Annotated in this window: 20 protein-coding genes; 11 read left to right on the top strand and 9 right to left on the bottom strand. The window is 68.3% G+C overall.

Annotated elements, in window-relative coordinates; all coding sequences use genetic code 11:
• Positions 1–114 precede the first annotated feature (114 nt).
• The 3 genes from G1H10_RS25945 to G1H10_RS25935 all read left to right on the top strand — a co-directional run bounded on the left by G1H10_RS25945 (position 115) and on the right by G1H10_RS25935 (position 3,376).
• On the top strand, positions 115–792 hold the full coding sequence (locus G1H10_RS25945; protein ID WP_163743439.1) for a haloacid dehalogenase type II: 678 nt from the start codon (positions 115–117) through the stop codon (positions 790–792).
• Between the two features lie 145 nt (positions 793–937).
• Complete coding sequence (locus G1H10_RS25940; RefSeq protein WP_246219958.1) at positions 938–1,738, top strand: SDR family oxidoreductase; 801 nt, start codon at positions 938–940, stop codon at positions 1,736–1,738.
• A gap of 87 nt (positions 1,739–1,825) precedes the next feature.
• Positions 1,826–3,376: a multicopper oxidase family protein gene (locus tag G1H10_RS25935; RefSeq protein WP_163743435.1), complete on the top strand. Its 1,551-nt coding sequence runs from the start codon at positions 1,826–1,828 to the stop codon at positions 3,374–3,376.
• Positions 3,377–3,399: 23 nt separating this feature from the next.
• Here the strand turns inward: G1H10_RS25935 and lnt are convergent, their stop codons facing one another.
• Positions 3,400–4,887, bottom strand: a complete 1,488-nt coding sequence (gene lnt / locus G1H10_RS25930; RefSeq protein WP_163743433.1) for an apolipoprotein N-acyltransferase — start codon at positions 4,885–4,887, stop codon at positions 3,400–3,402.
• A gap of 413 nt (positions 4,888–5,300) precedes the next feature.
• Here lnt and G1H10_RS25925 point away from each other — a divergent pair, with 413 nt between their 5' ends.
• From G1H10_RS25925 to G1H10_RS25915, 3 genes are read left to right on the top strand one after another with little or no spacing between them, the layout of a single operon-like run.
• Positions 5,301–6,461 (top strand): COG1470 family protein, encoded by a 1,161-nt coding sequence (locus G1H10_RS25925; protein ID WP_163743431.1) that lies wholly within the window; start codon positions 5,301–5,303, stop codon positions 6,459–6,461.
• The gene (locus tag G1H10_RS25920) at positions 6,458–7,429 is read left to right on the top strand and encodes an ABC transporter ATP-binding protein (protein WP_163743429.1); all 972 of its coding nucleotides are present in this window, start codon (positions 6,458–6,460) and stop codon (positions 7,427–7,429) included. The genes G1H10_RS25925 and G1H10_RS25920 overlap by 4 nt, the downstream gene beginning before the upstream one ends.
• Complete coding sequence (locus G1H10_RS25915) at positions 7,407–8,525, top strand: ABC transporter permease (RefSeq protein WP_163743427.1); 1,119 nt, start codon at positions 7,407–7,409, stop codon at positions 8,523–8,525. Before G1H10_RS25920 ends, G1H10_RS25915 begins: the two co-directional genes overlap by 23 nt.
• A gap of 153 nt (positions 8,526–8,678) precedes the next feature.
• On the opposite strand, the gene G1H10_RS25910 is transcribed toward G1H10_RS25915, so the two are convergent.
• The 4 genes from G1H10_RS25910 to G1H10_RS25895 form a co-directional block, all read right to left on the bottom strand.
• Complete coding sequence (locus G1H10_RS25910) at positions 8,679–9,725, bottom strand: hemolysin family protein (protein ID WP_163743425.1); 1,047 nt, start codon at positions 9,723–9,725, stop codon at positions 8,679–8,681.
• The gene (locus G1H10_RS25905) at positions 9,718–11,187 is read right to left on the bottom strand and encodes a hemolysin family protein (protein WP_163743423.1); all 1,470 of its coding nucleotides are present in this window, start codon (positions 11,185–11,187) and stop codon (positions 9,718–9,720) included. Before G1H10_RS25905 ends, G1H10_RS25910 begins: the two co-directional genes overlap by 8 nt.
• Positions 11,188–11,477: 290 nt before the next feature.
• A complete protein-coding gene (locus G1H10_RS25900; RefSeq protein WP_163743421.1) occupies positions 11,478–12,677 on the bottom strand; it encodes a Gfo/Idh/MocA family protein in 1,200 nt (399 codons plus the stop codon).
• Between the two features lie 29 nt (positions 12,678–12,706).
• Complete coding sequence (locus G1H10_RS25895; protein ID WP_376778665.1) at positions 12,707–13,891, bottom strand: ROK family transcriptional regulator; 1,185 nt, start codon at positions 13,889–13,891, stop codon at positions 12,707–12,709.
• Between the two features lie 285 nt (positions 13,892–14,176).
• On the opposite strand from G1H10_RS25895, the gene G1H10_RS34775 reads away from it, so the two are divergent.
• Positions 14,177–16,249: a catalase gene (locus tag G1H10_RS34775; RefSeq protein WP_163743572.1), complete on the top strand. Its 2,073-nt coding sequence runs from the start codon at positions 14,177–14,179 to the stop codon at positions 16,247–16,249.
• Positions 16,250–16,354: 105 nt separating this feature from the next.
• On the opposite strand, the gene G1H10_RS25885 is transcribed toward G1H10_RS34775, so the two are convergent.
• Complete coding sequence (locus G1H10_RS25885) at positions 16,355–16,717, bottom strand: MerR family transcriptional regulator (RefSeq protein ID WP_163743417.1); 363 nt, start codon at positions 16,715–16,717, stop codon at positions 16,355–16,357.
• 263 nt (positions 16,718–16,980) lie between these two features.
• Here G1H10_RS25885 and G1H10_RS25880 point away from each other — a divergent pair, with 263 nt between their 5' ends.
• The 3 genes from G1H10_RS25880 to G1H10_RS25870 all read left to right on the top strand — a co-directional run bounded on the left by G1H10_RS25880 (position 16,981) and on the right by G1H10_RS25870 (position 19,871).
• Positions 16,981–17,523 (top strand): TetR/AcrR family transcriptional regulator, encoded by a 543-nt coding sequence (locus G1H10_RS25880; RefSeq protein ID WP_163743416.1) that lies wholly within the window; start codon positions 16,981–16,983, stop codon positions 17,521–17,523.
• 83 nt (positions 17,524–17,606) lie between these two features.
• Positions 17,607–18,812, top strand: a complete 1,206-nt coding sequence (locus G1H10_RS25875) for a hypothetical protein (RefSeq protein WP_216853671.1) — start codon at positions 17,607–17,609, stop codon at positions 18,810–18,812.
• A gap of 42 nt (positions 18,813–18,854) precedes the next feature.
• On the top strand, positions 18,855–19,871 hold the full coding sequence (locus G1H10_RS25870; protein WP_163743414.1) for an ABC transporter substrate-binding protein: 1,017 nt from the start codon (positions 18,855–18,857) through the stop codon (positions 19,869–19,871).
• Between the two features lie 16 nt (positions 19,872–19,887).
• On the opposite strand, the gene G1H10_RS25865 is transcribed toward G1H10_RS25870, so the two are convergent.
• A complete protein-coding gene (locus G1H10_RS25865; RefSeq protein WP_216853670.1) occupies positions 19,888–20,226 on the bottom strand; it encodes a nuclear transport factor 2 family protein in 339 nt (112 codons plus the stop codon).
• A gap of 264 nt (positions 20,227–20,490) precedes the next feature.
• On the bottom strand, positions 20,491–21,702 hold the full coding sequence (locus G1H10_RS25860) for a low temperature requirement protein A (protein ID WP_216853669.1): 1,212 nt from the start codon (positions 21,700–21,702) through the stop codon (positions 20,491–20,493).
• A 59-nt stretch (positions 21,703–21,761) separates the two neighbouring features.
• On the opposite strand from G1H10_RS25860, the gene G1H10_RS25855 reads away from it, so the two are divergent.
• Positions 21,762–22,481, top strand: coding sequence for a potassium channel family protein (locus tag G1H10_RS25855; RefSeq protein ID WP_163743410.1), 720 nt, complete (start codon positions 21,762–21,764; stop codon positions 22,479–22,481).
• A 126-nt stretch (positions 22,482–22,607) separates the two neighbouring features.
• On the opposite strand, the gene G1H10_RS25850 is transcribed toward G1H10_RS25855, so the two are convergent.
• A complete protein-coding gene (locus G1H10_RS25850; protein WP_163743407.1) occupies positions 22,608–23,456 on the bottom strand; it encodes a sulfurtransferase in 849 nt (282 codons plus the stop codon).
• Between the last annotated feature and the right edge of the window lie 56 nt (positions 23,457–23,512).

The raw sequence follows: 23,512 nt of genomic DNA, 5'->3' as shown, positions 1-23,512 counted from the left end.
GAACACACATACGAACGCAAGGCGGATCGCTGATCTCATCCAACACGCCGTCCCGGACACATCCGGCGCTGCACGGGTCTTGCGCACTCTTCGTTGCGGGACCACCATCACGACATGGCGCATCGTCCACTCGTCATCGCATTCGACGTGATCGAGACCATGTTCTCGCTGGAGCCCATGCGGCAACGGCTGGTCGACGCGGGCCTGCCCAGCCATTCCCTCGAGCTGTGGTTCTCCACACTGCTGCGGGACGCATTCGCGCTCGCGGCCACCGGCGGATACCGGCCATTCAGCGACATCGCCGCAAGTGCCCTGCGTTCCAGCACCGATTCCACGCTGGACGACCCGACAATCAGAGACATTCTGGCGGGCTTCGCGGGACTCGATCCGCATCACGATGTCGTGGATGCCGTGCACCTGGCCCACGATGCCGGCCTCCGAGTCGTGACACTCACCAACGGAAGCGCCCGGAACACGACCAGTCTGCTGCAGCGCGCCGGCCTCGACAGCACCATCGAGCAGGTCCTCACCGTCGACGATGTTCAGCGATGGAAGCCCGCACCCGACATCTACCGGCACGCCGCCGCGAGCACGGGTGTCCGTGCCGAACAGGTGGCGCTCGTCGCAGCGCACGCCTGGGACACCCACGGCGCGCACCAGGCCGGCTTGACCACCGGCTGGGTTGCGCGGTTGGAGGACCGCTTCCCCGCCGTATTCGCACCGCCGGACGTCATCGGAAACGACCTCGTCGAGGTGGTACAAGGTCTGCTCGATCTGCCCGAGCAAGGCTGACGAGAAGCGGGCACAGTTTGTTCGGCGCCCAACGAGGGTAATCGGCACAGGCATGAGTTCGGATTCCGGTCTTCGCCTCCGCCCTGATGAATTCCCGCGGGAGTTTCCCGCACAGCAGCAAGAGCCGCCAGGCTTAACCGGGGATATGGAGCCGAAGCCGGACCATGGCGAGGAGAGTTACCACGGCAGCAGACGGCTCGCCGGATTGCGTGCGTTGATCACGGGCGGTGACTCCGGCATCGGCCGAGCCGTCGCCATCGCGTATGCCCGTGAAGGCGCCGACGTCGCGTTCACGTACCTGCCGGATGAAGAACGCGACGCCGAAGACACCAACTCCCTCATTACCGACGCCGGACAGCAGGCTGTCGCCATACCCAGCGACCTTAGAGAGCTCGACGCCTGCCGCGACGCGGTCGGATCCGCCGTCGACGAACTCGATGGCATCGACATCCTCGTGAACAACGCCGGCTTTCAGATGGCGCGCTCCGTCGGCATCGAGCAGATCAGTCCGGAACAGCTCGACCGGGTCTTCCGGACTAACCTCTACGCGCTGTTCTGGGTGACCCAGGCGGCTCTGCCGCACATGCACGAAGGCAGCTGCATCATCAACAACTCGTCCATCCAGGCCTACGACCCATCGACCTCGCTGCTCGACTACGCCGCGACCAAGTCCGCGATCAACAACTTCACCGTGAATCTCGCCGCAGAGCTAGGACCACGCGGCATCAGGGTCAACGCCGTGGCGCCAGGCCCGATCTGGACGCCTCTGCAGCCGGCGACCCAGCCGCCGGAGAGAGTCGAGAAGTTCGGCCAGGACACGCCGATGGGGCGCGCAGGCCAACCCGTCGAGGTGGCACCCGCGTTCGTCTTCCTCGCCTCGCCCGTCGAGGCCAGCTACATCTCCGGGACCGTCCTCGGCGTCACCGGCGGCAAGCCCGTTTTCTAAAGAAACGGGCACCTTGGCGACATCAAAGATGACAATGAGATAACCATGTAGCCAGATGCCCGGTGATGCTCCCGTAAGCGCGCCACCATGGCTCGGTACCCCACGTGCAACCAGATCGTGACCAGCTACGCCGAGTGGCGACGAGAACGGAGTTTCGGGATGAGCAAGACCGGCCGGCGCACCGGGACCATCAAGCGGCACGCACCGCTGCCGGGTAACAGCACACCGGTGGCACGCAACGGCATGGCTGACGTCTCGAATGGAGATTTCCTCGCCCCTGTGGCCGACTCCGTCTCTCTCCCCCAGCCACGCGAGCCACGGTCCACCGCCGAGCCCATGCACACCCTGCCGGAGGTCCGCAGCTACGACGGCGTCCTCGAGCACACGCTCCGGGTGTCGCATCAGACGCTGCATGTCGGCGATCACTCGTTGCGCACCTATGCCTACAACGGGACCGTGCCGGGCGAGGTCCTGCGGCTGCAGCCGGGCGATCGGCTGAAGCTTCGCCTCGACAATGCCACCGGCCCGACCGGCACGGCGGGCTCCGCCCGGTCAGGCGAGTTGCTCACCCCGGTCACCACCTCGGCCGGCCTGCGCATGCGTGGCTCGAAGGGGACCGGCTCCAGGCGCGGCAACGACGTGCCCGCCCATCTGGCGCCCGGAGACAGTCAGCGCTACGAATACGAGGTACCGGCCGATCATCCGGCGGGACTGCACTGGTACCGCATCGGAATCTACGACGAGGCCACGCGGACGACGCTGCCGGGACCGGCCGTACCGATGATCATCACCGGCGACATCGACCGGGCTGCACAGATCCGCAGCATAAGGGAGCGGACCATGGTCCTGACCGCTCTGCCTGTCCGCGGCAGCGACACCGCCCCGGACCTGAGCGTCAACGGACGGCTCCACCCCGAGATCGACATCAGACCCGGTGAGATCCAGCGCTGGCGGGTGCTCAACGCGGATCCCGACGAATCCGTCTGGCTGCACGTCGACGGGCACACGCTGTATCAGGTCGGGCAGGACGGCATCCCGTTCAGCGACCCGCACCCGGCCCGTTCGATCATGCTCGCTCCCGGCAACCGTGCCGAGCTGCTGGTCCGCGCCAACCGTGCGGGCCACTACCGGATCTACTCCGGCCACATCGCGGGCACCGGATCGCCCGCGCACGCCTCGACGGAGGTCGCCACCCTGGCCGTGGATGGCCGGCCCATGTTCAACCGGATGCCGCGGGAGCTGATCGAGGCGCCCGAGTTTCCGACCCATCCGGTGGTTCAGCATCGGAAGGTACACCTCGGGGTGGCCGCGGCCGAGACGCACGACGGGCTCACCGTCACGGCCGGGACGGTCGAGGAATGGACATTGATCAACGACGACGCGCAGGAGCGATCGGTCCACCTGCACGGCAACCCGTTCCAGGTCCTCGATATGCAGGGCGCCGGGCCGGGCGACCCGTGTCGGCAGACCGATCCGAGCGTCTGGCGGGACACGCACCGGCTGCCACCGAACGGCCAAATGACCGTCCGTACCTACATACGCCCGGACACCACCGGGTCCACGGTGTACCGCTGCCGGGTCGCGGCGTCGGACCATCGGGGGCTGACCGACACACTGAGCGTCACCCCAGCACACTGAGCGTCACCCCGGCGCAGTGATCGTCACCCGGCCGTCCGTCGTCGGCGGCGGACGACCGGCCAGGCCGGCGGCACCAGCAGCACCGCCGCCGCGAGCAGCACCAGCGGAACGTCACCCAATCGCGCGTACGGCGTCAGCCCCACACGCAGCGGCACGTCGTCTCGGAGTATCGCCTCGTCGCCGAGTTCGCTGAGCGCGACGACATCGCCGTCGGCGTGCACGATCGCGGAGTATCCGGTCGGCGCGGCCATCAACACGTCGCGCCCGAATTCGCGCGCCCGGAGCCGAGCCGCGGCCAGCTCCAACGACGGCACCTCCTCGGTGACATAGGACGAGGCGTTGGTCGGCACCAGGACCACCTGCCCACCGGCGTGGACCGCCTCGGCGATGCGGTCGGAGAAGAACACCTCGTACGAGATGCCCACCCCCAGCGGCAGCCCGTCGGCGTCGAGAAGTGCCTCGCCTTCGCCCACGACGGCGTCCCGCGGCACGAACGCCGTGTCGTCGCTCAGCCGCTCGAACAAGCCACGCGCCGGGATGTACTCCCCGAAGGGCACCCGGTGTTCCTTCTCGTACCGGCCGGTGATCTCCCCGCCGGGTCCCCACATCACCGCGGCGTTGCGGAACCGATCGCCGTCGCCTTCGGTGACGCCGACCACCAGATACGCGTTCACGCTCTGGGCCAGGGCACCGTAGCGCCGGTCCAGTTCGGTGCCGGCGATGGGACCGTCGGTGTCGGCCACGTTCTCCGGCAGCACCACCAGCTCGACCGGTCCGTCGATCTCCTCGGCGACGCTGAAGTGACGCTCGGTGACGATCATCGAGTCCATGTGCACGGCGCGGATCCCGCGCGGACCGCCACCCTGGACGACGGCCGCATCGACGGTGCCGACCTGCTCGGTCTCGATCAACAGCCCACCCGCCGTCGGGACGACCGCGACGACGGCGGCGACAGCTGCGACACTCCATGCGCGCCGCCGGCCACGCATGATGATCAACGCCGCAACCGCCACCCCGCTCGTCGCGGCGGTGGCAGTGATCAGCAGCGAACCACCCAGCGGCGCGGCCGCCATGAACGGCCCGTCCACCTGGCTGTAGACCGGTGCCGGCAGCGGAAACCCGCCGAACGGGAACGAGGCCTGCACGGCCTGTAGGAGCACCAGTGCCGCAGGCAGCGTCCACCAGCCACCCGCCCAGCGCCCGGTCCGCGCGGACGGCGCCGCCGCGGTCGCCGCGGTCAGCAGGAAGGTCTGCAGCAGCACCAGCGCCACGTAGCCGGCCGCGTTGAAGTCCGTCAGCCAAACCATCCCGAACCCGTGATAGATCAGCCCACACGTCAGGCCGACCAGTATGCGCGTGCGCACCCCCGCACCGTACAGGGCGATCGTCAATGCGGCGACGCCCAGCGGAAACAGCGGCCACCACCCACGCGGGGGCACCGCGAACAGCCACCCGATCCCCGCCGCCGCGGCTAACGCCAGCGGCAGCAGCCGGCTATGCCACCCGCGCACGCTCCGCTCGTCCGTCGGCGCATCGTGCGCGGCATCGTGCGGCGCGTCCGGCGCCGCGTCCCTCGGCGCGTCCCTCGGCGCGTCCCTCGGCGCGGACGCGGCCGGATCCCCCGCGGCGTCCGTCGCCGAAACGGTGGCAGGACTGTTCGAAGAGGAAGTGCGGTTCTGCTGCATACGTCCTGCCGCGGTCTCGGATCTCGCCGGTTCAGTCAGCGTACATCTCGGCCCGCGCAGGCACGCAGGCACCAACATCACGGCAAGATCACGGGACCTTGAAAAGAACCTAAGAATACAAAACGGGCACTTTACTCATCGATCGGCTCGGTCTAACTTCTCGTCTGCGTATGGATCCTTCCGCCTGCGCATGGGATCGCAGCAGGTCATGCTGCCCGGAACGGTCTTATGGAGCACCGATGAGAAGGTTTCGTCCCACACTGTTATTGCCCGTAGCGATGATCAGTGCGGCGCTGGGTCTCGCCCCGGTGGCCCCGGCCAGCGCCGCAGAGCTCGTCACGCCGTACCCTTCGGTCCGCGTGGAGCCGGGCCAAGACGCCACGTTCGATCTGCAGATCTTCTCCGACGAGCGCGAACCGGTAGAGCTGCGAGTCACCGACGCGCCCGACGGCTGGGAGACGCTCTTCCGCGGTGACGGCCGCGAGATCGACGCCGTCTACGCGAACCCCGGCGAAGCCGCCGAGGCGCAGCTGGATGTGCGGCTGCCCGCCGACGCCGAACCCGGTAGGTACGACGTCACCGTGGTGGCCGACGCCCCCAGCGGCGACTCAAGGCTGGAGCTCGGACTACGGGTCGTCGAGCAGGCATCCGGCGCGTTCGAGTTCGGCACCGACTTCGACACACTGCGCGGCTCCGGTACCGACACGTACCGCTTCGATCTGACCGTAGCCAATAACACGGCGCAGGAGGCCACGTTCTCCCTGGCGGCCTCCGGACCCGAAGGCTGGAACGTCACCGCGAGTCCATCCACCGAACAACAGGCCGCGACGGTCACCGTGGACGCCGGGAGCCAGAGCACCGTCACCGTGGAAGCCGATCCGCCGGACGACGTGGCGGCAGGCAGCTACGAGATCGGCGTCGAAGCGCAAGGTGAGGGAACGACGCTGCAGTCGACGCTCACCGCCGAGGTCACCGGCGCCGGTTCGATGACGCTCAGCACCGCCGGCGAGCGGCTCAACGCGTCGGGGTCGGCGGGCGACAGCAGCTCGCTCTCGCTCGTCGTCACCAACGACGGCAACGCGCCACTGCAGGGGGTGACTCTGTCCAGCACCCCGCCGACGGACTGGGAGGTGACATTCGAGCCGGAGACGGTCGAGGTCATACCCCCGGGCCAGAGCGCACAGGTGACCGCGAACATCACGCCGGACGGCGACGCGATCGCCGGGGATTACGTCGTCACCTTCGACGCGAGCAGTCAGGGCGAGAGCAGCGGCAACGACAGCGTAGAGGTCCGCTACACCGTAGAGACGTCCGCCTGGTGGGGCCTGCTGGGTGTGCTGGTGATCGTGGCTGCGCTCGCCGCTCTGTTCTGGGTCTACCGGAGGTTCGGCCGCCGATGACCGCGCCAGCCACCGGTTCGGCGCCGGCCATCTGGACGCACGGGCTGACCAAGAGATACGGGGACAAGGTGGCGGTGGACAACCTCCACCTGGAGGTACATCCGGGAGAGATCTTCGGGCTGCTCGGCCCGAACGGTGCCGGCAAAACCACGACCATCCTCATGCTGCTCGGCCTGAGCGAGCCGAGCGGCGGGCGGCTGAAGGTGGTCGGGCTCGACCCCACGCGCAGCGCGCTCGACGTGAAGAGCCGGGTGGGGTACGTACCCGACAACGTCGGCTTCTACGGCGGTCTGAGCGGGCGCCGGAATCTCGCGTACACCGCACGTCTGAACGGACTGGATCGATCGACGGCGAGCGCGCAGATCGACCGGCTCCTGGACGAGGTCGGGCTGGCCGACCGGGCCGACGACCCGGTGCGCCACTACTCGCACGGCATGAGACAACGCCTGGGTATCGCGGATGCCCTGGTGAAGGATCCCGATGTGCTCATCCTCGACGAACCCACCATCGGGCTGGACCCGCACGGCGCTGACCAGGTGCTCGGCCTGGTTCAGCGGCTCGCGGCCGAACGGGGCGTCGCGGTGCTGCTCACCTCGCATCTGCTGACCCAGGTACAGCAGGTGTGTGCGCGGGTCGGCATTTTCACCAATGGCCGCATGGTCGCGTCTGGAACCGTCGGAGAACTGGCGGCCCAGCGTGGCGGCCAGTACCTCGTCGAGGTGGGTGTCGCCGAGAAAGCCGACCTCGCACCGATGGTCGGTGAGATCCCCGGCGTCGCGGACGTCACGGCGGACGGCGACGCGTGGCTCGTCCGGGCTCGCACCGACGTGCGGGCCGCCGTCGCGGAGCGGATCGGCGGCGCCGGCCTGACCCTCGTCCACCTGCACCAGCGTTCAGAAGACCTCGGGCAGATCTATCGCCGCTACTTCGCCGAGGAGGGCAGTGATGACGACACCGAACGGCCCTGAAACCGGCCCCGAAACCGGCCCCGAAACCGCCCCTGAAGCCGGCACGGACCCGGCCGGCACGGACCCGGCTCGCCAGGATCTGGTTCGCCGGTACGGCGCCCGGCTGCTGACTCCCGCACGCCGGATACCCGACCCCTTGCGCAGCCACGTCCTCAGCCGCCGGGTCGCTGAGCACCCAGGCCGGGGCTGGAGGGCCGTCGCGGGCAAGGAGTTCGCCGATCATGTGACCTCGGTGCGATTCCTCGTCCTCTTCTTTCTCCTGGGCCTCGCGTGCATCGCCGCGGTGATGTCGGCAGCAGGGTTTCTCCGGGACGTCGCATCCGAGGCGACCGATACCCCCAGTCCGTTCCTGCTGCTGTATACGCAGTCTCCGGAGCGGATTCCGTCGTTCGCGGAGTTCGTCGGGTTCCTCGGCCCCCTGCTCGGCATCGCGTTCGGCTTCGACGCCATCAATCAAGAGCGTGCGGACCGTACCCTGCCTCGGCTGGTCTCACAGCCCATCCACCGCGATGACATCGTCAACGGCAAGTTCGTCGCAGGCCTGGGTGCGATCGGCCTGACCCTGGTCCTGCTCGTCACCGTCATGGCCGGGGTCGGCATCGTCCGGCTCGGCATCACGCCGTCGCCGGACGACGTCGCGCGGCTGTTCGCCTACCTGGTGGTCACGCTGCTCTACATCGGGTTGTGGCTGGCCTTCGCGCTGCTGTGCTCGGTGCTGTTGCGTCGCCCGGCCACGGCGGCGCTGGTGGCGATGGCGGCGTGGCTGGTGTTCACGCTATTCGGCACGTTCTTGGCCGGTCTGGCGGCAGGGGCGCTGACGGACAACCAGACCGACGAGGTGCGGATGGAGCACACCGTCTCCCAGGTGTCCCCGTCGACGCTGTACGACGCGAGCACCGCTACCCTGCTCAACCCGCAGGTACGCTCCGTCGGCCTGCTCACCGCCGAACAGCTCGACCGAGCCGTGCCGGGTACTCTCAGCCTGGACCAGAGCCTGCTGGTCGCCTGGACGCACATCACTGCTCTAGGCGCGGCGTGCGTGGTGATCTTCGCCCTCGCCTACGTCGCGTTCCTGCGACAGGAGGTGCGAGCGTAGCGGGCGAGTGATCGCGACACCGACGCAACGATGCCACCCGTGCCCCGCCCGGCCGCCGGCCGAGATCAGCCGCCGGCCGCGGCCCGGCGCCGGCAAAGCTCCGGCGCCGGTCGGCATCAGGCGATACCCGAGGTCAGGCGATCGACATCGCTCTCAGCCAAGGTTCTGGGTGGCATCGCTGACCTGGCCGACGAGTTTCTCCAGGACGTCCTCCAAAGCGACGATCCCGGCGACGTCGCCGGTGTGCGTATCGACCACCCGCGCCAGATGGGCACCCCGGTTCTGCATGACCTGCAGCACCTCACGGAGCGTCTGGTTCGCTTCGACGGTGGCCAGCGGCCGGATCACCCGCGGATCCATCGGACGGTCCCGATCGTCGGCAGACAAGCCGAGCAGATCCTTGGTGTGCACGTAACCGATCAGCCGCCCGTCGCGATCCTGCACCGGGAACCGTGAGTAGCCCGTGGACACACATGCCTGCTCGACCTCATCCGGCGTCGCGTGCTCCGGCACGGTCACCAGGTCCGTGACCGCCAGCGCAACCCCGGTCACCGACTGCTCGGCGAAGCCTAGGGCGCCGGTCAGCAACGCGTGCTCCTGCTCGTCCAGCAACCCCTCCCGGCGTGACTCGGCCAGCAGGCCGGCGACCTCTTCGGGGGTGAACGTGGTGGCGACCTCGTCGCGCGGCTGCACGCGCAGCAGCCTGAGCACTGTGTTCGCCACCCGGTTGAGGGCGAAGATCAGTGGCCGCAGCACGACGACGAGGCCATACAGAAGCGGACCCAAGGCCATCGCCGACCGCTCGGGGCCGGCCAGAGCGATGTTCTTCGGAACCATCTCGCCCAGCACCATGTGCGCGAACACGACGATCGCAAGCGCGATCGCGAACGCCAACGGATGCAGGACGCCGGGCGGTGCGCCGACCGCCTCGAGCGGGCGCTCCAGCAGGTGTGCGACGGCGGGCTCCCCCAGCGCACCCAGGCCCAGGGAACACACCGTGATCCCCAGCTGGGCGCCGGCCATCATCGACGACACCTGCTCCATGGCCCGCAACGTGATCCGGGCGGAACGTCCACCGGCCGCGGCGCGCGGCTCGATCTGCGTCCGCCGGGCCGAGACGAGCGCGAACTCGGCGCCGACGAAGAACGCGTTGCCCGCCAGCAGCACCAGGGCGAGGCCGAGGGCGGCGAGGTCAGTCATGCTCGCCTGCTTCCCCGCGGCCGGGCATCCCGCCGCCGGATTCCCCGCCGCTGGATTCGCCACCGCCCCAGTCGCTGCGGCCCGAGTCGCTGCTGCCCGCGTCCCCGCCGCGCTCGTCCCCGCCGATCGGGCGCAGCCGGATTCGGTCCACGCGGAGGCCGTCCAGCCGATCCACGATGAGCTCGACGCGGAACTGTGGCAACGCTCCGTCGGGCCCGGGACGGTCACGGTTCAGGGCCGTCACCGTGACCGAATCCCCCACCTCGGGGATACGCCCGAGCTGCTCGGTCACGAAGCCGCCGAGTGTGTCCGACAGCCGGCTCTCCGGTAGCTCCATCCCGATCCGATCCGACGCCTCATCCGGGCGGAGCAGGCCGGACAGAATCCAGGAGCCGTCGGTGAACCGGTAGTGCGAGCGGGCCGGCCGGTCCTGTTCGTCCGCGATCTCACCCACGATCTCCTCGACCAGGTCTTCGAGGGTGACGATGCCGGCCGTGCCGCCGTATTCGTCTACTACCACCGCCATCTGCAGCCCCGGTGAGCGCAGCATCGAGAGCAGTGGATCCAGCTCCGCCGTCTCGGGCACGGCGACGACGTCCGTCATCACCTCGGCGACGCGACGCTCCTGCCGCTCAGACGCCGGGACGGCGAGCGCATGTTTGAAATGCACCGCGCCGAGGACCTCGTCGACGCTCTGGCCCGCCACGGGGAACCGGGCATGTCCCGTCGATGCCGCCAGCGCGAGCACGTCGGACACCGGCTGGTCCGCGCCGACGAACCGCACCCGGGGACGCGGCGTCATCGCATCCGCGGCGGTGCGGTCGCCGAAGCTGATCGACCGGGCCACGAGCTCCGCGGTCGACGGATGCAGGGTCCCCTCGCGGCCAGAACGGCTCACGAGCGAAGCCAGCTCCTGCGGCGAGCGCGCCGACGCCAGCTCCTCAGCCGGCTCGATACCCATGGCCCGCAGGATTCGGTTGGCGCTGCCGTTCAGGAACCGGATCAGCGGACCGGCCGCGGCCGTGAAGCCACGCTGCATGCCACTCACGGACCGTCCCACCCGCAACGGCTCGGCGATCGCCCAGTTCTTCGGGACCAGTTCGCCGAAGATCATCTGCACCCCGGTGGCGACCAGGAGCGCTAGGGTCAGAGACACCCCGGTCGTGGCTCCTTCGGGTATGCCGACCGCCCCGAGCGGGCCGCGCACCAACCTGGCCAACGACGGTTCGGCGAGCCAGCCGACCAGCAGGCTGGTGACCGTGATGCCCAGCTGTGCGCCGGAGAGCTGGGTGGAGAGTTTCCGCAACGCCGCCTGCAGGCCGCGTGCTCGCCGGTCACCGGCCTCCGCATGCCGCTCCACCGTCGGCCGATCGACGGTGACGAACGAGAACTCCGCAGCGACGAAGACCGCGTTGGCCCCGATCAGCAACACGGCCGCGCCCAGCAGGATCCACTCGGTCACCGCGCACTCCACCGCCGTACGGCCCCGTCCACGAACGGAGAGTCAAGCAGCCCGTCGTCGTCCGACGACGTCGCCCCGTGCACCGACATACTCCAAGGCTAGTGGTCGGTGATGCCGGTTCCTTGCGCGGATTTGGTGTCCAGGTGGATGCAGCGCGAGGCGGAGGAGGAGGTCGATGCGGAGCCATCGAACGACTTCCGACAACGAAGCGATGCGCCGCCTGGGCGCCAAGGACGCGTAAGACGACCGGCATCACCGACCACTAGGACGATCAGTGGCGCGAGACGGGGCTACTGCGGAATCTCGGTCCAGGCGCTGTCCTTGGCGGCACTGTGCTCGACCGCCGCCAGCACCCGCTGCACGCGCAGCCCGTCGGCGAACGACGGCTCCGGGTCCCGGCCGTCGGCGATCGCATTGACCAGATCCACCATCTGATGGGTGAACCCATGCTCATACCCCAGCAGATGCCCGGGCGGCCACCACGCCGCCACGAACGGGTGCTCCGGCTCAGTCACCAGGATCCGCCGGAACCCAGCCGTCTGCGCGTCCTCGGTCGCATCATAGAAATGCAGCACATTCATATCCTCGAAGTCGAACGCCAACGCCCCCTCCGAGCCGTTGATCTCGATCCGGATCGCGTTCTTCCGGCCCGTGGCGTACCGGGTGGCTTCGAACGTCGCCAGCGCTCCCCCGCCGAACCGGGCCAGGAACACGGCCGCGTCATCCACGGTCACGTCCCCCATCGGCACGTCGTCGCCGGTGACATGTCCGCCCAGCGTCGCCACACCGCTGCCGTCGCCCGGCAGCGGACGACGAGGAACGAAGGTCTCCATCATCGCGGCCACACCCGTGATGGGCTCCCCGGTGATGTACTGGGTCAGGTCCACAACGTGCGCGCCGATATCGCCCAAGGCGCCCGAACCGGCCCGGTCCTTCTCCAGCCGCCACGACATCGGCGCCGCCGGATCGTTCAACCAATCCTGCAGGTACTGCGCCCGCACATGCCGTACCTGTCCGATCCGGCCCTCGGCCACCAACCGACGCGCCAGCACTATCGCCGGCACCCGCCGATAGGTGAACCCGACCATCGAGCGCACGCCCCGCTCCCGCGCCGTCGCCGCGGCCTGAGTCATCGATTCCGCCTCGGCCACCGTGTTCGCCAACGGCTTCTCGCACAACACGTGCTTGCCCGCCTCCAACGCCGCGATCGCGATCTCGGCATGGGTGTCGCCAGGCGTGCAGACATCCACCAGGTCGACGTCGTCACGGGCGATCAACGCGCGCCAGTCCGACTCCACCTCACCCCAGCCGAACTTCTGCGCCGTGGCCCGCGCCGCATCAGCGTTGCGCCCACCGATCACCACCCGCTGCGGCACCACCGGCAACTCGAAAAAACTCACCGCGTTCCGCCACGCATGCGAATGTGCGGCACCCATGAAGGAGTAGCCGACCATCCCGATCCCGAGCGTCGGCGTGCCGTTCTCTGCCATAAAGTCCCTGTTCCTTTCCGGTCGGTGGGTCAGCCCGCCGCATACACGGCCTCGCTGATCAGCGCGGCGCCCCCGACGACGCCCGCGTCGTCGCCCATCTCACTGAGCACCACAGGCAGGTTACCGGTGGCGAGCGGGAGCGATCGCCGATACACCACGCCCCGGATCTCCGCCAGCAGTGTGTGCCCGAGCCGGGCCACCCGACCGCCGATCACGATCAGCCCGGGATTGAAGAACGAGACGAGGCTGGCCAGCACCCAGCCGACCCGATGACCTCCGTCCCGGACCATCTGCACGGCGTACGCGTCGCCTTGGGTCGCCGCCGTCGCCACGTCCTCGGCGCTCAACTCGCCCTTCTGATCGTGGAGGGCGACCAAGGCCGGTGACCGCCCGCCACGCACGGCCGCCATGGCATCGCGTGCCAGCGCGGCACCACCGAAGTACGCCTCCAGGCAGCCCGAGTTCCCGCACGCGCACGTCGGGCCGAACTCCTCCACCCGGATATGGCCGATGTCGCCGGCGCATCCGTCGACGCCGCGGTAGAGCTCGCCGCCGATGACGATGCCACACCCGATCCCGGTGCCGATCTTGACGAACAGGAACGACGGCACCGACCGGGCCACCCCCGAGTGCCGCTCACCCAGCGCCATGATGTTGACGTCGTTGTCGAGCAGCACGGGGCAACCCAGCTCACGCGCCACCGCGTCGCGCACGGGATAGCCGTCCCAGCCGGGCATGATCGGCGGAGACACCGGCACTCCGCTGTGGAAATCGACCGGGCCGGGGACGCCGACGCCCACCCCGGACGGCCGCTCGATCCGATGTTCGGCCAGCAGCTTCCGGGTGACCTCCAGCGCCAGCCCGAGAACATGTTCGGGCCCGAGCCGAACGTCCAGTGCGACGTGCCTGCGCTCGCCCAGCACCGACAGCCGGCCGTCGGTGACCGCGACCGACATCGAGGTGGCCCCGATGTCGATGCCCACGAACCGCAGCTCACGCGAGAGATCTACCAGAGTGGACCGTCGTCCGCCGCGCGATGCCGCCGGACCTGCACCTTCGGCGAGGCCGAGTTCGGTCAGCCGGTTCACTTCGCTCGCCATCGTTGTACGCGAGACGCCCAGTCGGTCGGCGAGCTGTACGCGCGAGAGCGGACCCTCGTCGCGCAACAACCGCAAGACCGTGGCTTGAGTCGGGTTTTCCGCCCGCCCGGCCAGCGTGTACGCCATCTCCTCATAGTGCCACGTTCAGCACCGGCGCCCCAGGGTTCTACGGTCCCACGCATCCACGATCTCGACATCGATACCGACACGCGCATCAGGCCGATTCGGGTTCCGCGGCTGTGGGTACCGGCGCCAGAGCAGTTCTGCCCATCACGAGACGAGGGGACATGATCCGTGCACGACAACGACGCATCCCGACCTGGCGACGCATCCCCACCCGGGGACACGTCCCCACCCGGCCCGGACAACGCCAAGGACCGTCAGCTCGAGCCGCACCGTGTGGATGACACCAATACCCACCTCACCACCCAACAGGGCGTTCGCGTGGACCATACCGACGATTCGGTCTCGGTCGGCGCACGTGGACCGACGCTGCTGGAAGATTTCCACGCACGCGAGAAGATCACCCATTTCGACCACGAACGCATCCCGGAGCGGGTGGTCCACGCCCGCGGCGCCGGCGCCTACGGCGAGTTCCGGCCCTACGACGACAGCCTCGAACCGTACACCGCGGCGCGTTTCCTCACCGACCCGTCGGTGACGACGCCTGTGTTCGTGCGATTCTCCACGGTCGCCGGATCACGCGGGTCCGCGGACACGGTGCGCGACGTGCGCGGGTTCGCCACCAAGTTCTACACCGAGCAGGGCAACTACGACCTGGTCGCGAACAACATGCCGGTGTTCTTCATCCAGGACGGCATCAAGTTCCCCGACTTCGTCCATGCGGTGAAGCCTGAGCCGCACAACGAGATTCCACAGGCGCAATCCGCGCACGACACCCTGTGGGACTTCGTCGCCCAGCAGGCCGAGACCCTGCACATGATGATGTGGCTGATGTCCGACCGCGCGCTTCCCCGCAGCTACCGGATGATGCAGGGCTTCGGGGTGCACACGTTCCGGCTCGTCAACGCCTCCGGACAGGGCACGTTCGTCAAGTTCCACTGGACCCCGAAGCTGGGCACGCACTCGCTGGTCTGGGATGAGACGCAGAAGATCGGCGGCAAGGACCCCGACTTCAACCGGCGTGATCTCTGGGACGCCATCGAGGCCGGAACGTATCCCGAGTTCGAGCTCGGGATGCAGCTGATCCCCGAGTCCCGGGAGTTCGACTTCGACGTCGACCTGCTCGATCCGACCAAGCTCGTGCCGGAGGAAGAGGTACCGGTGACGCCGGTGGGCTCGATGGTGCTCAACCGCAACCCGGACAACTTCTTCGCCGAGACCGAGCAGGTCGCGTTCCACACGGCCAACGTCGTGCCGGGGATCGACTTCACCAACGACCCGCTGCTGCAGGCGCGCAACTTCTCCTATCTGGATACCCAGCTGATCCGGCTGGGCGGGCCGAACTTCGCCCACCTGCCAGTGAACCGGGCCGTCGCCCCGGTCCACAACAACCAGCGGGACGGCTTCTCCCAGCACCGGATCCACGTGGGACAGAGCAGCTACGAGAAGAACAGTCTGGGCGGCGGTTGCCCGGTGGTCGGCGGCGAGTTTCCCGAGGTGTACTCGCACTACCAGGAGAAGGTCGAGGGCGCGAAGATCCGGCAGCGCAGTGAGAGCTTCCAGGACCACTACAGCCAGGCGGCATTGTTCTGGAACAGCATGACCGAGATCGAGCAGCGGCACATCGTCGCCGCCTTCCGGTTCGAGCTGGGCAAGGTCGGCGCCGTCTCGGTTCGCGAAGGCGTCGTCGGACGGCTGAACGAGGTGGACCACGAGCTGGCCACGCGCGTCGCCGAGGGCATCGGGGTGACGGCTCCGCCCCAGCCGACCCGGCCGAACCACGGTCGCAGCTCACCGGCGCTCAGCCAGGTCACCAACGCCGTGGTCAACACGGTCAGCACCCGCAAGATCGCCGTTCTCGCGGCGGACGGCGTCGACGGCGAGGGCCTGCGACGAGCGGTTCAGGCGTTGGTGGAACTGGGCGCGGTCCCGGAACTGCTGGCGCCCACCGACGGTGCGATCAGCACCGCCGACGACGGCACGCTGGAAGCCGACCGCGCGATCACCACGATGGCGTCGGTTCTCTACGACGCGGTGCTGTTGCCGTGCGGGCCGAAGAGCAACGAGACACTCGCGCAGGACGGGTACGCGATGCACTTCATCGCTGAGGCGTACAAACACGGCAAGGCGATCGCGGCGTTCGGCAGCGGCCGGCATCTGCTGGCGCGCTGCGGGCTGGACGGCGAGTTCCATCAGGCCGGCGACGACGACCCAGTAGTCGTGGATCGTGGCGTCGTGACCTCGTCCAAGGCGAGGTCGGACATCCCGGCCGAGTTCGTCGCCGAGTTCGCCGCCGCCATCGGCCGGCACCGTGCGTGGGACCGTCCGACCGACCACATTCCCGCCTGACCTTCACCGCGGGCCACGCCGACGCCTGAGCGAGCATGGCCGACCCGTGGCCGACAGCCGTCCGACGGCTGCCGACGGCTGCCGGCACGTCGTGGCTGAGTGTCGCTATCGGTGCTCAGCCGCGGCGTCGATCACCTCGTCCAGAACCTCTCGCGAGCGGACCAAGTCGGCGATCATCCGGTTGATCCGCTCCCGCTCGCCCAGGAGATCCTCGACCAGACGCGGCGTCGCGATGGTCGACGGTCCCCCGTCCGCATCTCGCATGCACGGCAGCAATTGAGCGATCTTCGCGCTGTTCAGCCCGGCTGCGAAGAGCTCCTGGATGCGTATCACGCGATCCACCGCCGCGTCGGAATACTCGCGCTGGCCACCGGGTGTCCGCTCAGCCGTCAGTAGCCCCTGCTGTTCGTAATAGCGCAGCGATCGCTCGCTTACGCCCGTGCGCCGCGCCAGCTCCCCGATCCGCATCTGTCGCCTCCCCCGGCCGTCATCAGCTCGGCAAACGTGACATGGATGTCATCCGTTACTGTAGCCAGCCACCGGGTAGCGTGTACGGCCTCATCGTTCGGGGTGGGTGGCCCCGGACGCGTCGGCGGTTCAATTGACGACCCGATGAGCGCAGCGCGTGAAACGGAACTCACATTCCGGTTGGTGAGAACCGCTACAATGCGCAGACAGAGGGAGGGGGCATTCCGGTGGGGGAAGAATCCGGAAGGTCGACAGAACGGCCCATGCGGGCCGACGCCCAGCGAAATCGGGCAAAGGTACTCGAGGCAGCGATCGAGTTGTTCGCGGCGCGCGGACTGGCGGTGTCCGTGCACGAGATAGCTGATCACGCCGGTGTGGGCACGGGAACGGTGAGCCGCCACTTTCCCACCAAGGAAGCGTTGTTCGACGCGATCGTCCGGGCCCGCGTGGAGCAACTGGTGCGCCAGGCTCGCCGACTGGCCGCCGAGCGGGAGCCCGGGGACGCCTTCTTCGAGTTCCTCGCCCTCATGGTCGAGGAGGGCGGAACCGACCGTGGGCTCGCCGACGCACTCGCCGGCGCGGGATTCGACGTCGAACGGGCGGCCACGGACCCCGATCACGACCTCGACGCAGCCATCCGGGAGATACTCAGCCGCGCACAGGCCTCGGGCGCGGTCCGAGGCGACGTCGACGCAACGGACGTCAGGTCCGTGATCGAGGGGTGCATCGCACGGGAGCGGCACGGCCAGGACGCCGCGGCGCGCCGCAGGATGGTGACCATCGCGTCGCAAGGCCTGCGCTCCTAGGGGCCCCGGCGCGCCGAGCCGGTCCAGCCAGAGTGACCATGTCAGGCCTTGACCGGGGTTCGCCCGACGACAAGAGTTGAGTCATGCAGACTCAAGTACAACTCTCGTGGTTGCACGACTATGCAACGCTGGCATTGCGGATCAACCGGCACATGACGGCGTCGCACGACGGTACGGTGCTGATCTACGACGGACCGGAGCAGTGGCGAACGGAGGTCGAGACCGAGGCGTCACCGCCATCGCCGGATCGCCTCGTCGCCGCCTGCGATGCGCTGCTCGATCAGCTGCCGTTCGACCGCGCTCGCGCCGCCTACCTACGCGCGCACGTACGAGCGATGCGAGCGGTCGCGCAGCGCCTGCACGACGACCGGCCGTTGAGCGAGTACGCGCGCGAGTGCCTGGGCGTCGAGGCGACATGGCAACCGGAGTCCGCGTTCGACGCCGCGCACGCACAGCTCGACGCGGCGCTGCCCTCCGGCGCCGGCTCCGTGGCGGAGCGGCTGCGCTCCTGGCAGGCGGCACACACGCTGCCGGCCGCGCAGCAGGCCCAGCTACCTGACCTGGTGCGCCGCGCGGTCAACGAGACACGCCGTCGCACCGAGATGCTCGTGCCGCTGCCGGACGGCGTCTCGGTGCAGGTCGAACTGGCGCCCGGCGCCCACCGCGGTCACTACGCCGGGGACATGCGCGCAACCGTCTACATCAATGACGGCAGCCCGTTCAACCTCGCAGACCTGCTCTACGTGGTCGCCCATGAAGGGTTCCCCGGCCATATCGCGGAGTCGATGCTCAAGGACATTCACCTCGCCGGCAAGGAGGGCCGGATCGAGCAGCGGGTACGTTTCATGATCTCGCCGTCGTTCGTGGTGAGCGAAGGCCTGGGACTGCATGCCCAGCAGATCGTCTTCCCCGGAGACGAGGCGCAGCGGTGGCTGAGCGATCATATACTCGCACCACTCGGCATCGCCGTCGACGGAAGCGACTTCGCGGCGATCCACGACGCCCGGAACGTGCTCTGGGGTGCCTGGGGCAACGCGGCCTTCCTGGTGGACGGAGGGCGACCAGACGCCGAGATCGCCGAGTACCTGCGCCCATGGGCGCTGCTCAGCGAGGCCGAGACCGCTTGGGCGCTCGACTTCCTCAAGACGCCCGGCATGGACACGTACGTGCTCGGATACTTTCTCGGATGGCGGCTACTGCGCCGATGGCTCGACCATCCGGAACGGAGCGGGCGGGTTCGCAGACTGCTCACCGAGCAGCTGCTCCCGTCTGACTTGGAGAACGACTGACGCCGCGAAACCCGTAGTGAACCCTTAGGTTAGGCTAACCTGATGAAGATTCGCACAGTACGTGCCTCGCTCGCGGCGGCCGCGGGGTTCGCTCTCATGGCCGGCATCGCCGCATGTGGCGGTTCGGGCGACGGGTCCGACGACGCGTCCGCCGAGACGACCGGGAATACCACAGCGGAGCCGTCGGGCGCTCCGGCCGACGACGCCGGGCCGGTGACCATCGAGCATCGCTACGGCTCGACCGAGGTGGACGAGCCACCGGAGCGCGTCGTCAGCGTCGATCTGCCGTGGAACGACGTGATGCTGGCGATGGGGGTGGAGCCGGTCGGCTACGCGATCGACGCCTACATGCCCGAGCCAGGCGTGCCGTGGCAAGAGCTACCGGACGATGCCGTGGCGATCGACGGAACGGACGGTCTCCCGTTCGAGCAGATCGCCGCGCTGGAGCCAGACCTGATCGTCGGGACCTTCACCATCGACGACGAACAGACCTACGAGCGGCTGTCCGACATCGCTCCGACGATCGCCTCTCCGGACGAGCACCAGGTGACGCCGTGGCAGGAGCTGGTTCGGGTGGCCGGCGAAGTCCTCGACCGGCAGGAGTCCGCCCAAGAGATCATCGCCTCCGTCGACGGGCAGGTGGCTGCGGTCGCGGACGAGCTGCCCGGGCTCCAGGGCCGGACGTTCGCGCTCGCCCAGTACGTGGTGGGCGATTCGATGTACATCGTCGCCGACGAGGAGGACGGCTCCAGCGTCTTCTTCCAGCAGCTCGGCATGGAGATGTTCGCACCCGTGGTCGAGCACGGCCGGGAGACCGGGGACAGCAGAATCAATGTCAGCGCCGAACGCGCGGACCTGCTCGAGGCGGACCTGCTGGCATTCCTGGTCAACGGCGGCGACGAGAGTGACCTCGCGGACATCCCCGGCTTCGATCAGCTACCGGGAACGGTCGCCGTGCTCGACTACGCCACCGTCGTCGGCTTGAACACGCCTTCTCCGCTGTCGATCCCGTACGCCCTCGAACAGCTGCGTCCCTACCTGGAGCAGGCGGCCGCCTGACATTCGTCGTACGCGATCAGGCCTGAGCTTCGGAGATCCGCATCACGCTGATGTGATCGCCGTCCAGCTGGAACTCGAACAGGCTCAGGCCGTTCGCGTGCGTGCTCCGCCAGTCCGCCGTCACCTGATACCAGCCGGCGTCTTCGGCCACATCGGTGACGGTCATGGTGCCGCGCGCTCCGATGAACTCACGATCGCTCCAGCCCTTGATGGCCTCCCGGCCACGGAACTCTCGCCCCCAGTCGTTCACCAGCCCGTCCTCGGTGAAGGCACCGAGAAACGCCTCTTCATCGTGGGCGTTGACCGCGTCGATGAATCCTCCCAGTGCGGATGGGAGCCGATCTTCTGCCGCCAATTCTCTCGCCCTTCCCCGTGTCGCCGGATTCATCCAAGGCGCAAATTACCACGGTCGCGTCCGCCGTGACTGGTGATGCTTTCACAGAGCCACACCGAAGTGCACTACCGCCACGACTGGAGATCGCGGATGCAGTCGACAGGTACGCCACAGCCATCGGGAGCTGCGAGTCCGCGAATCCGGCGGTGCCAGCAGCGCGATACCCCGCCACCACCGTGCATGCGATATCCCCGTCACCGCCGTGCATCGGCCGCCCGCCTTCAGTCAGCGCCCGATGGCCTCCTGCCCGGCCCCTTGCTCGGCCCGCGGCTCCGTGCTGGTCCGGATCTCGCCGGTGACCACGGCCAGCGCCGCCAGCACCACCAGGGCGGCGATTCCGAGCACCAATGCGGACATCGCCGGCACGAACGGAACCAACACCGCCAGGGCGACCAGCGCCGCCAGTCGTGACCTGGGCACCACACCGGTGCGGGCAGCGTTGAAGATGACGTTGCCGACCAGGTACAGCACAGGCCCACCCAGTACGGTCCCCGCCATCGACCATTCGGCGTCCTCCAGCGGATGGTGCGTGATCTGCTCGATGCCCACAGCGACGACGATCGCCCCGCCGACCATGAGTGCATGCGCATAGGCGTACGCTCCGCGGGCCATCGCCGTCGCCTCGCTCCGCTCCGGCGCGTCGTGCTCGGCATTGCCCAGCCGGCGGCTGAAGTACAGCCACCACAGCAGGACGATCGTCGCGAATCCCACCACTGCCGCGGCCACCACCGACGAGCTCAACTCGATCTCGGAGAGCAGGGTGCCCAGAATCAGGATCGACTCACCGAGCGCGATGATGAAGACCAGCCGGTTCCGCTCGGCGAGGTGTTCCTCAGCCAACGGCCAGTCCGCCATGTCCGTTCCGCCGACACCCGGCAGCCAGAATCCGACGAGCGGCGCGACATAGTCGATGAGCACCGCCAACGCCCAGACCACGAGCTGCGCGTCGTCGGGGACGAACGCTCCGGCGATCCAGAACACGCCGGCGAAACCGCTCCACGCCAACAGCTGCGCATAGTTGCGCCCCATCACCTGGCCGCGGAAGGCGGCGACCATGAACGCGCTGCGTATCAGCTGGAAGATGACGTACGCGGCCGCGAACAGAGCGGCCCGCCCGCCGAAGGCGTCCGGGATGGCGATGGCCATACCGAGGGCGGCCAGCATCAGCACCACCAGCAGCCCGCGGACCCCGGCATGCTCAGGATCCAACCAGTTCATCGCCCACGCGGTGTAGTTCCATCCCCACCACACGGCCAGGAACAGCACCGCCGTCTCCGCGGCGCCCTGCCACGACAGGTCATACAGCAGATAATGTGAGAGCTGAATGATGGTCAACACATAGACCAAATCGAAAAACAGCTCCACCGCACCGACAGGCGGATTGTCGTCGGCCGTGGATCGCAGAACCCGACGTATGTGGGTCTTATTCTCGGACACGGCTCGCCACGTTAGCCACAACCGCAGAGCCCCGCAATCCGAAATGGTTTCATGTCCCCATGCAGACGCGCAGCGACCGCACGAACGAGTCCGGCATCTTCGCCCGGCGCACGCAGAGCCTGATCTTTCTCCTCGTCTTCATCGTGCTTCTGCAGTTCGGCTACCCGATCACCGATTACGGCGAGATCTGGACCGGGCTCTACATGCTGCTCTATGCAGGGATGATCTTCTTCGGTGTGCTCGTCGTACGCGAGGAAGGGCAGCATCCGCGCGGGATCATCCTGCTCGGCGCCGTGTTCGCGCTGTTCGGAGTCTGGTTCTCCTTCGCTCAGGACAGCACGCCGGTCACGCTGGCGATGCTCACCTCGGTCGCCGCGTTCATGCTCGCCCTCATGCTGTCCCTGGCCAGGTTCATCTTCCGACGCGGCGCGGCGGTGGGGATCGATCTGGTCACCGCCGCGGTCTGCGTCTACCTCATCATGGGCGGGTTCTTCGGCGCGATCTTCGCCATCGTCGAGAATGTCGACCCCGGTAGCTTCGAGGATCCGTCCACGCCGGGCGAATCACCCGCCTGGCAGCAGCTCGTCTACTACAGCTACGTGACCATGGCCACGCTCGGCTACGGCGAGATCCTCCCCATCACCGCGTGGGCGCGCTCGCTCGCCTCGTTCGAGACCGTGGCCGGAACGCTCTTCCTGACGATCGTCGTCGCACGACTGGTCGGGAACTGGGCCAGCGCCTCCACCGCGCCGTCGCCCCCACGCCCCAGCCGACCATGATCATGAACGCTTACCGTGCTATGTGAACGGTTTCTGTTCATGATCATGGGGCGTCGCTGCAGCTGGAGAAGCGTCGTGGCCGCAGGTCGCAGTGGGTCTTAGGCCGCAGGCGGTCGCCGGTCGCGACTAGCCTGTCTCCACGGGACGGCTGGGGTCGCGGATCCATTCCGACCACGATCCCGGGTACAGCGCCGCCTCGATGCCCACCGTCGCCAGCGCGAGCACCTCGTGCGCCGCAGTGACCCCGCTTCCGCAGTACACGCCGACCGGCGTAGATGGGTCCACACCGAGCGCCGCGAACCGTTCACGTAGCTCATCGGGCACTCGGAACCGGCCCTCGGCAGTGGTGTTCTCCGTGGTCGGCGCGTTGACGGCGCCGGGGATATGCCCCGCCACGGGATCGACCGGCTCGCTCTCACCCCGGTACCGCTCCCCTGCCCGTGCATCCAGCAGGACGCCCGTGCGCGCCAGCTCGGCCGCCTGGTCCGCCGCCACCGTGAGCATCGATCCGGGCGTCAGCACGACGTCGCCTGGTTCAGGGCTCGGCACATCCGCCGTCACATCACCGCCGACGGCTCGCCACGCGGACAGCCCGCCGTCCAGGACACGCACCGCGGTCATGCCGCCCCAGCGCAGTAGCCACCACGCCCGCGCCGCGCTCATGCCGCCCCAATCGTCGTACACGACGACGTCGGAGTCGGTCCGCACACCGGCCCGGCGCAGCGTCGCCTCCAGATCCGCGACGTCGGGCAGCGGATGCCGGCCCGAGTCCGGCGTCACCGGTCCGGAGAGTTCACGTTCGAGATCGACGAAGACGGCATCCGGCAGGTGGCCCCTCGCATACTCATCGGCACCGTCCGGGCCGCCCAGCTTCCAGCGGACATCCAGCAGGATCGGGGGCGGGTCCTGCCGCAGCCGCTCACGGAGTTCGTCAGCCGAGATGAGCAGGTTGGAGTGATCGGACGCGACGCTCATCTTCTCCACTATTCCACGGTGGCGCTCACGGCGGCGATGACGCCCGCCCGAGACCG

Origin of the sequence: Phytoactinopolyspora halotolerans, from assembly GCF_010550675.1 — a bacterium.
In the GTDB taxonomy this organism is placed as follows: domain Bacteria; phylum Actinomycetota; class Actinomycetes; order Jiangellales; family Jiangellaceae; genus Phytoactinopolyspora; species Phytoactinopolyspora halotolerans.
Note: the sequence above shows the minus strand (reverse complement) of the source record. Positions and strands in the feature narration are given on the sequence as shown.

Coding starts and splice junctions, on each gene's coding strand:
- G1H10_RS25945 (WP_163743439.1), top strand. CDS start 115: ATGGCGCATCGTCCACTCGTCATCGCATTCGACGTGATCGAGACCATG.
- G1H10_RS25940 (WP_246219958.1), top strand. CDS start 938: ATGGAGCCGAAGCCGGACCATGGCGAGGAGAGTTACCACGGCAGCAGA.
- G1H10_RS25935 (WP_163743435.1), top strand. CDS start 1,826: ATGGCTCGGTACCCCACGTGCAACCAGATCGTGACCAGCTACGCCGAG.
- G1H10_RS25925 (WP_163743431.1), top strand. CDS start 5,301: ATGAGAAGGTTTCGTCCCACACTGTTATTGCCCGTAGCGATGATCAGT.
- G1H10_RS25920 (WP_163743429.1), top strand. CDS start 6,458: ATGACCGCGCCAGCCACCGGTTCGGCGCCGGCCATCTGGACGCACGGG.
- G1H10_RS25915 (WP_163743427.1), top strand. CDS start 7,407: ATGACGACACCGAACGGCCCTGAAACCGGCCCCGAAACCGGCCCCGAA.
- G1H10_RS25910 (WP_163743425.1), bottom strand. CDS start 9,725: ATGACTGACCTCGCCGCCCTCGGCCTCGCCCTGGTGCTGCTGGCGGGC.
- G1H10_RS25900 (WP_163743421.1), bottom strand. CDS start 12,677: ATGGCAGAGAACGGCACGCCGACGCTCGGGATCGGGATGGTCGGCTAC.
- G1H10_RS25885 (WP_163743417.1), bottom strand. CDS start 16,717: ATGCGGATCGGGGAGCTGGCGCGGCGCACGGGCGTAAGCGAGCGATCG.
- G1H10_RS25880 (WP_163743416.1), top strand. CDS start 16,981: ATGCGGGCCGACGCCCAGCGAAATCGGGCAAAGGTACTCGAGGCAGCG.
- G1H10_RS25875 (WP_216853671.1), top strand. CDS start 17,607: ATGCAGACTCAAGTACAACTCTCGTGGTTGCACGACTATGCAACGCTG.
- G1H10_RS25870 (WP_163743414.1), top strand. CDS start 18,855: ATGAAGATTCGCACAGTACGTGCCTCGCTCGCGGCGGCCGCGGGGTTC.
- G1H10_RS25855 (WP_163743410.1), top strand. CDS start 21,762: ATGCAGACGCGCAGCGACCGCACGAACGAGTCCGGCATCTTCGCCCGG.
- G1H10_RS25850 (WP_163743407.1), bottom strand. CDS start 23,456: ATGAGCGTCGCGTCCGATCACTCCAACCTGCTCATCTCGGCTGACGAA.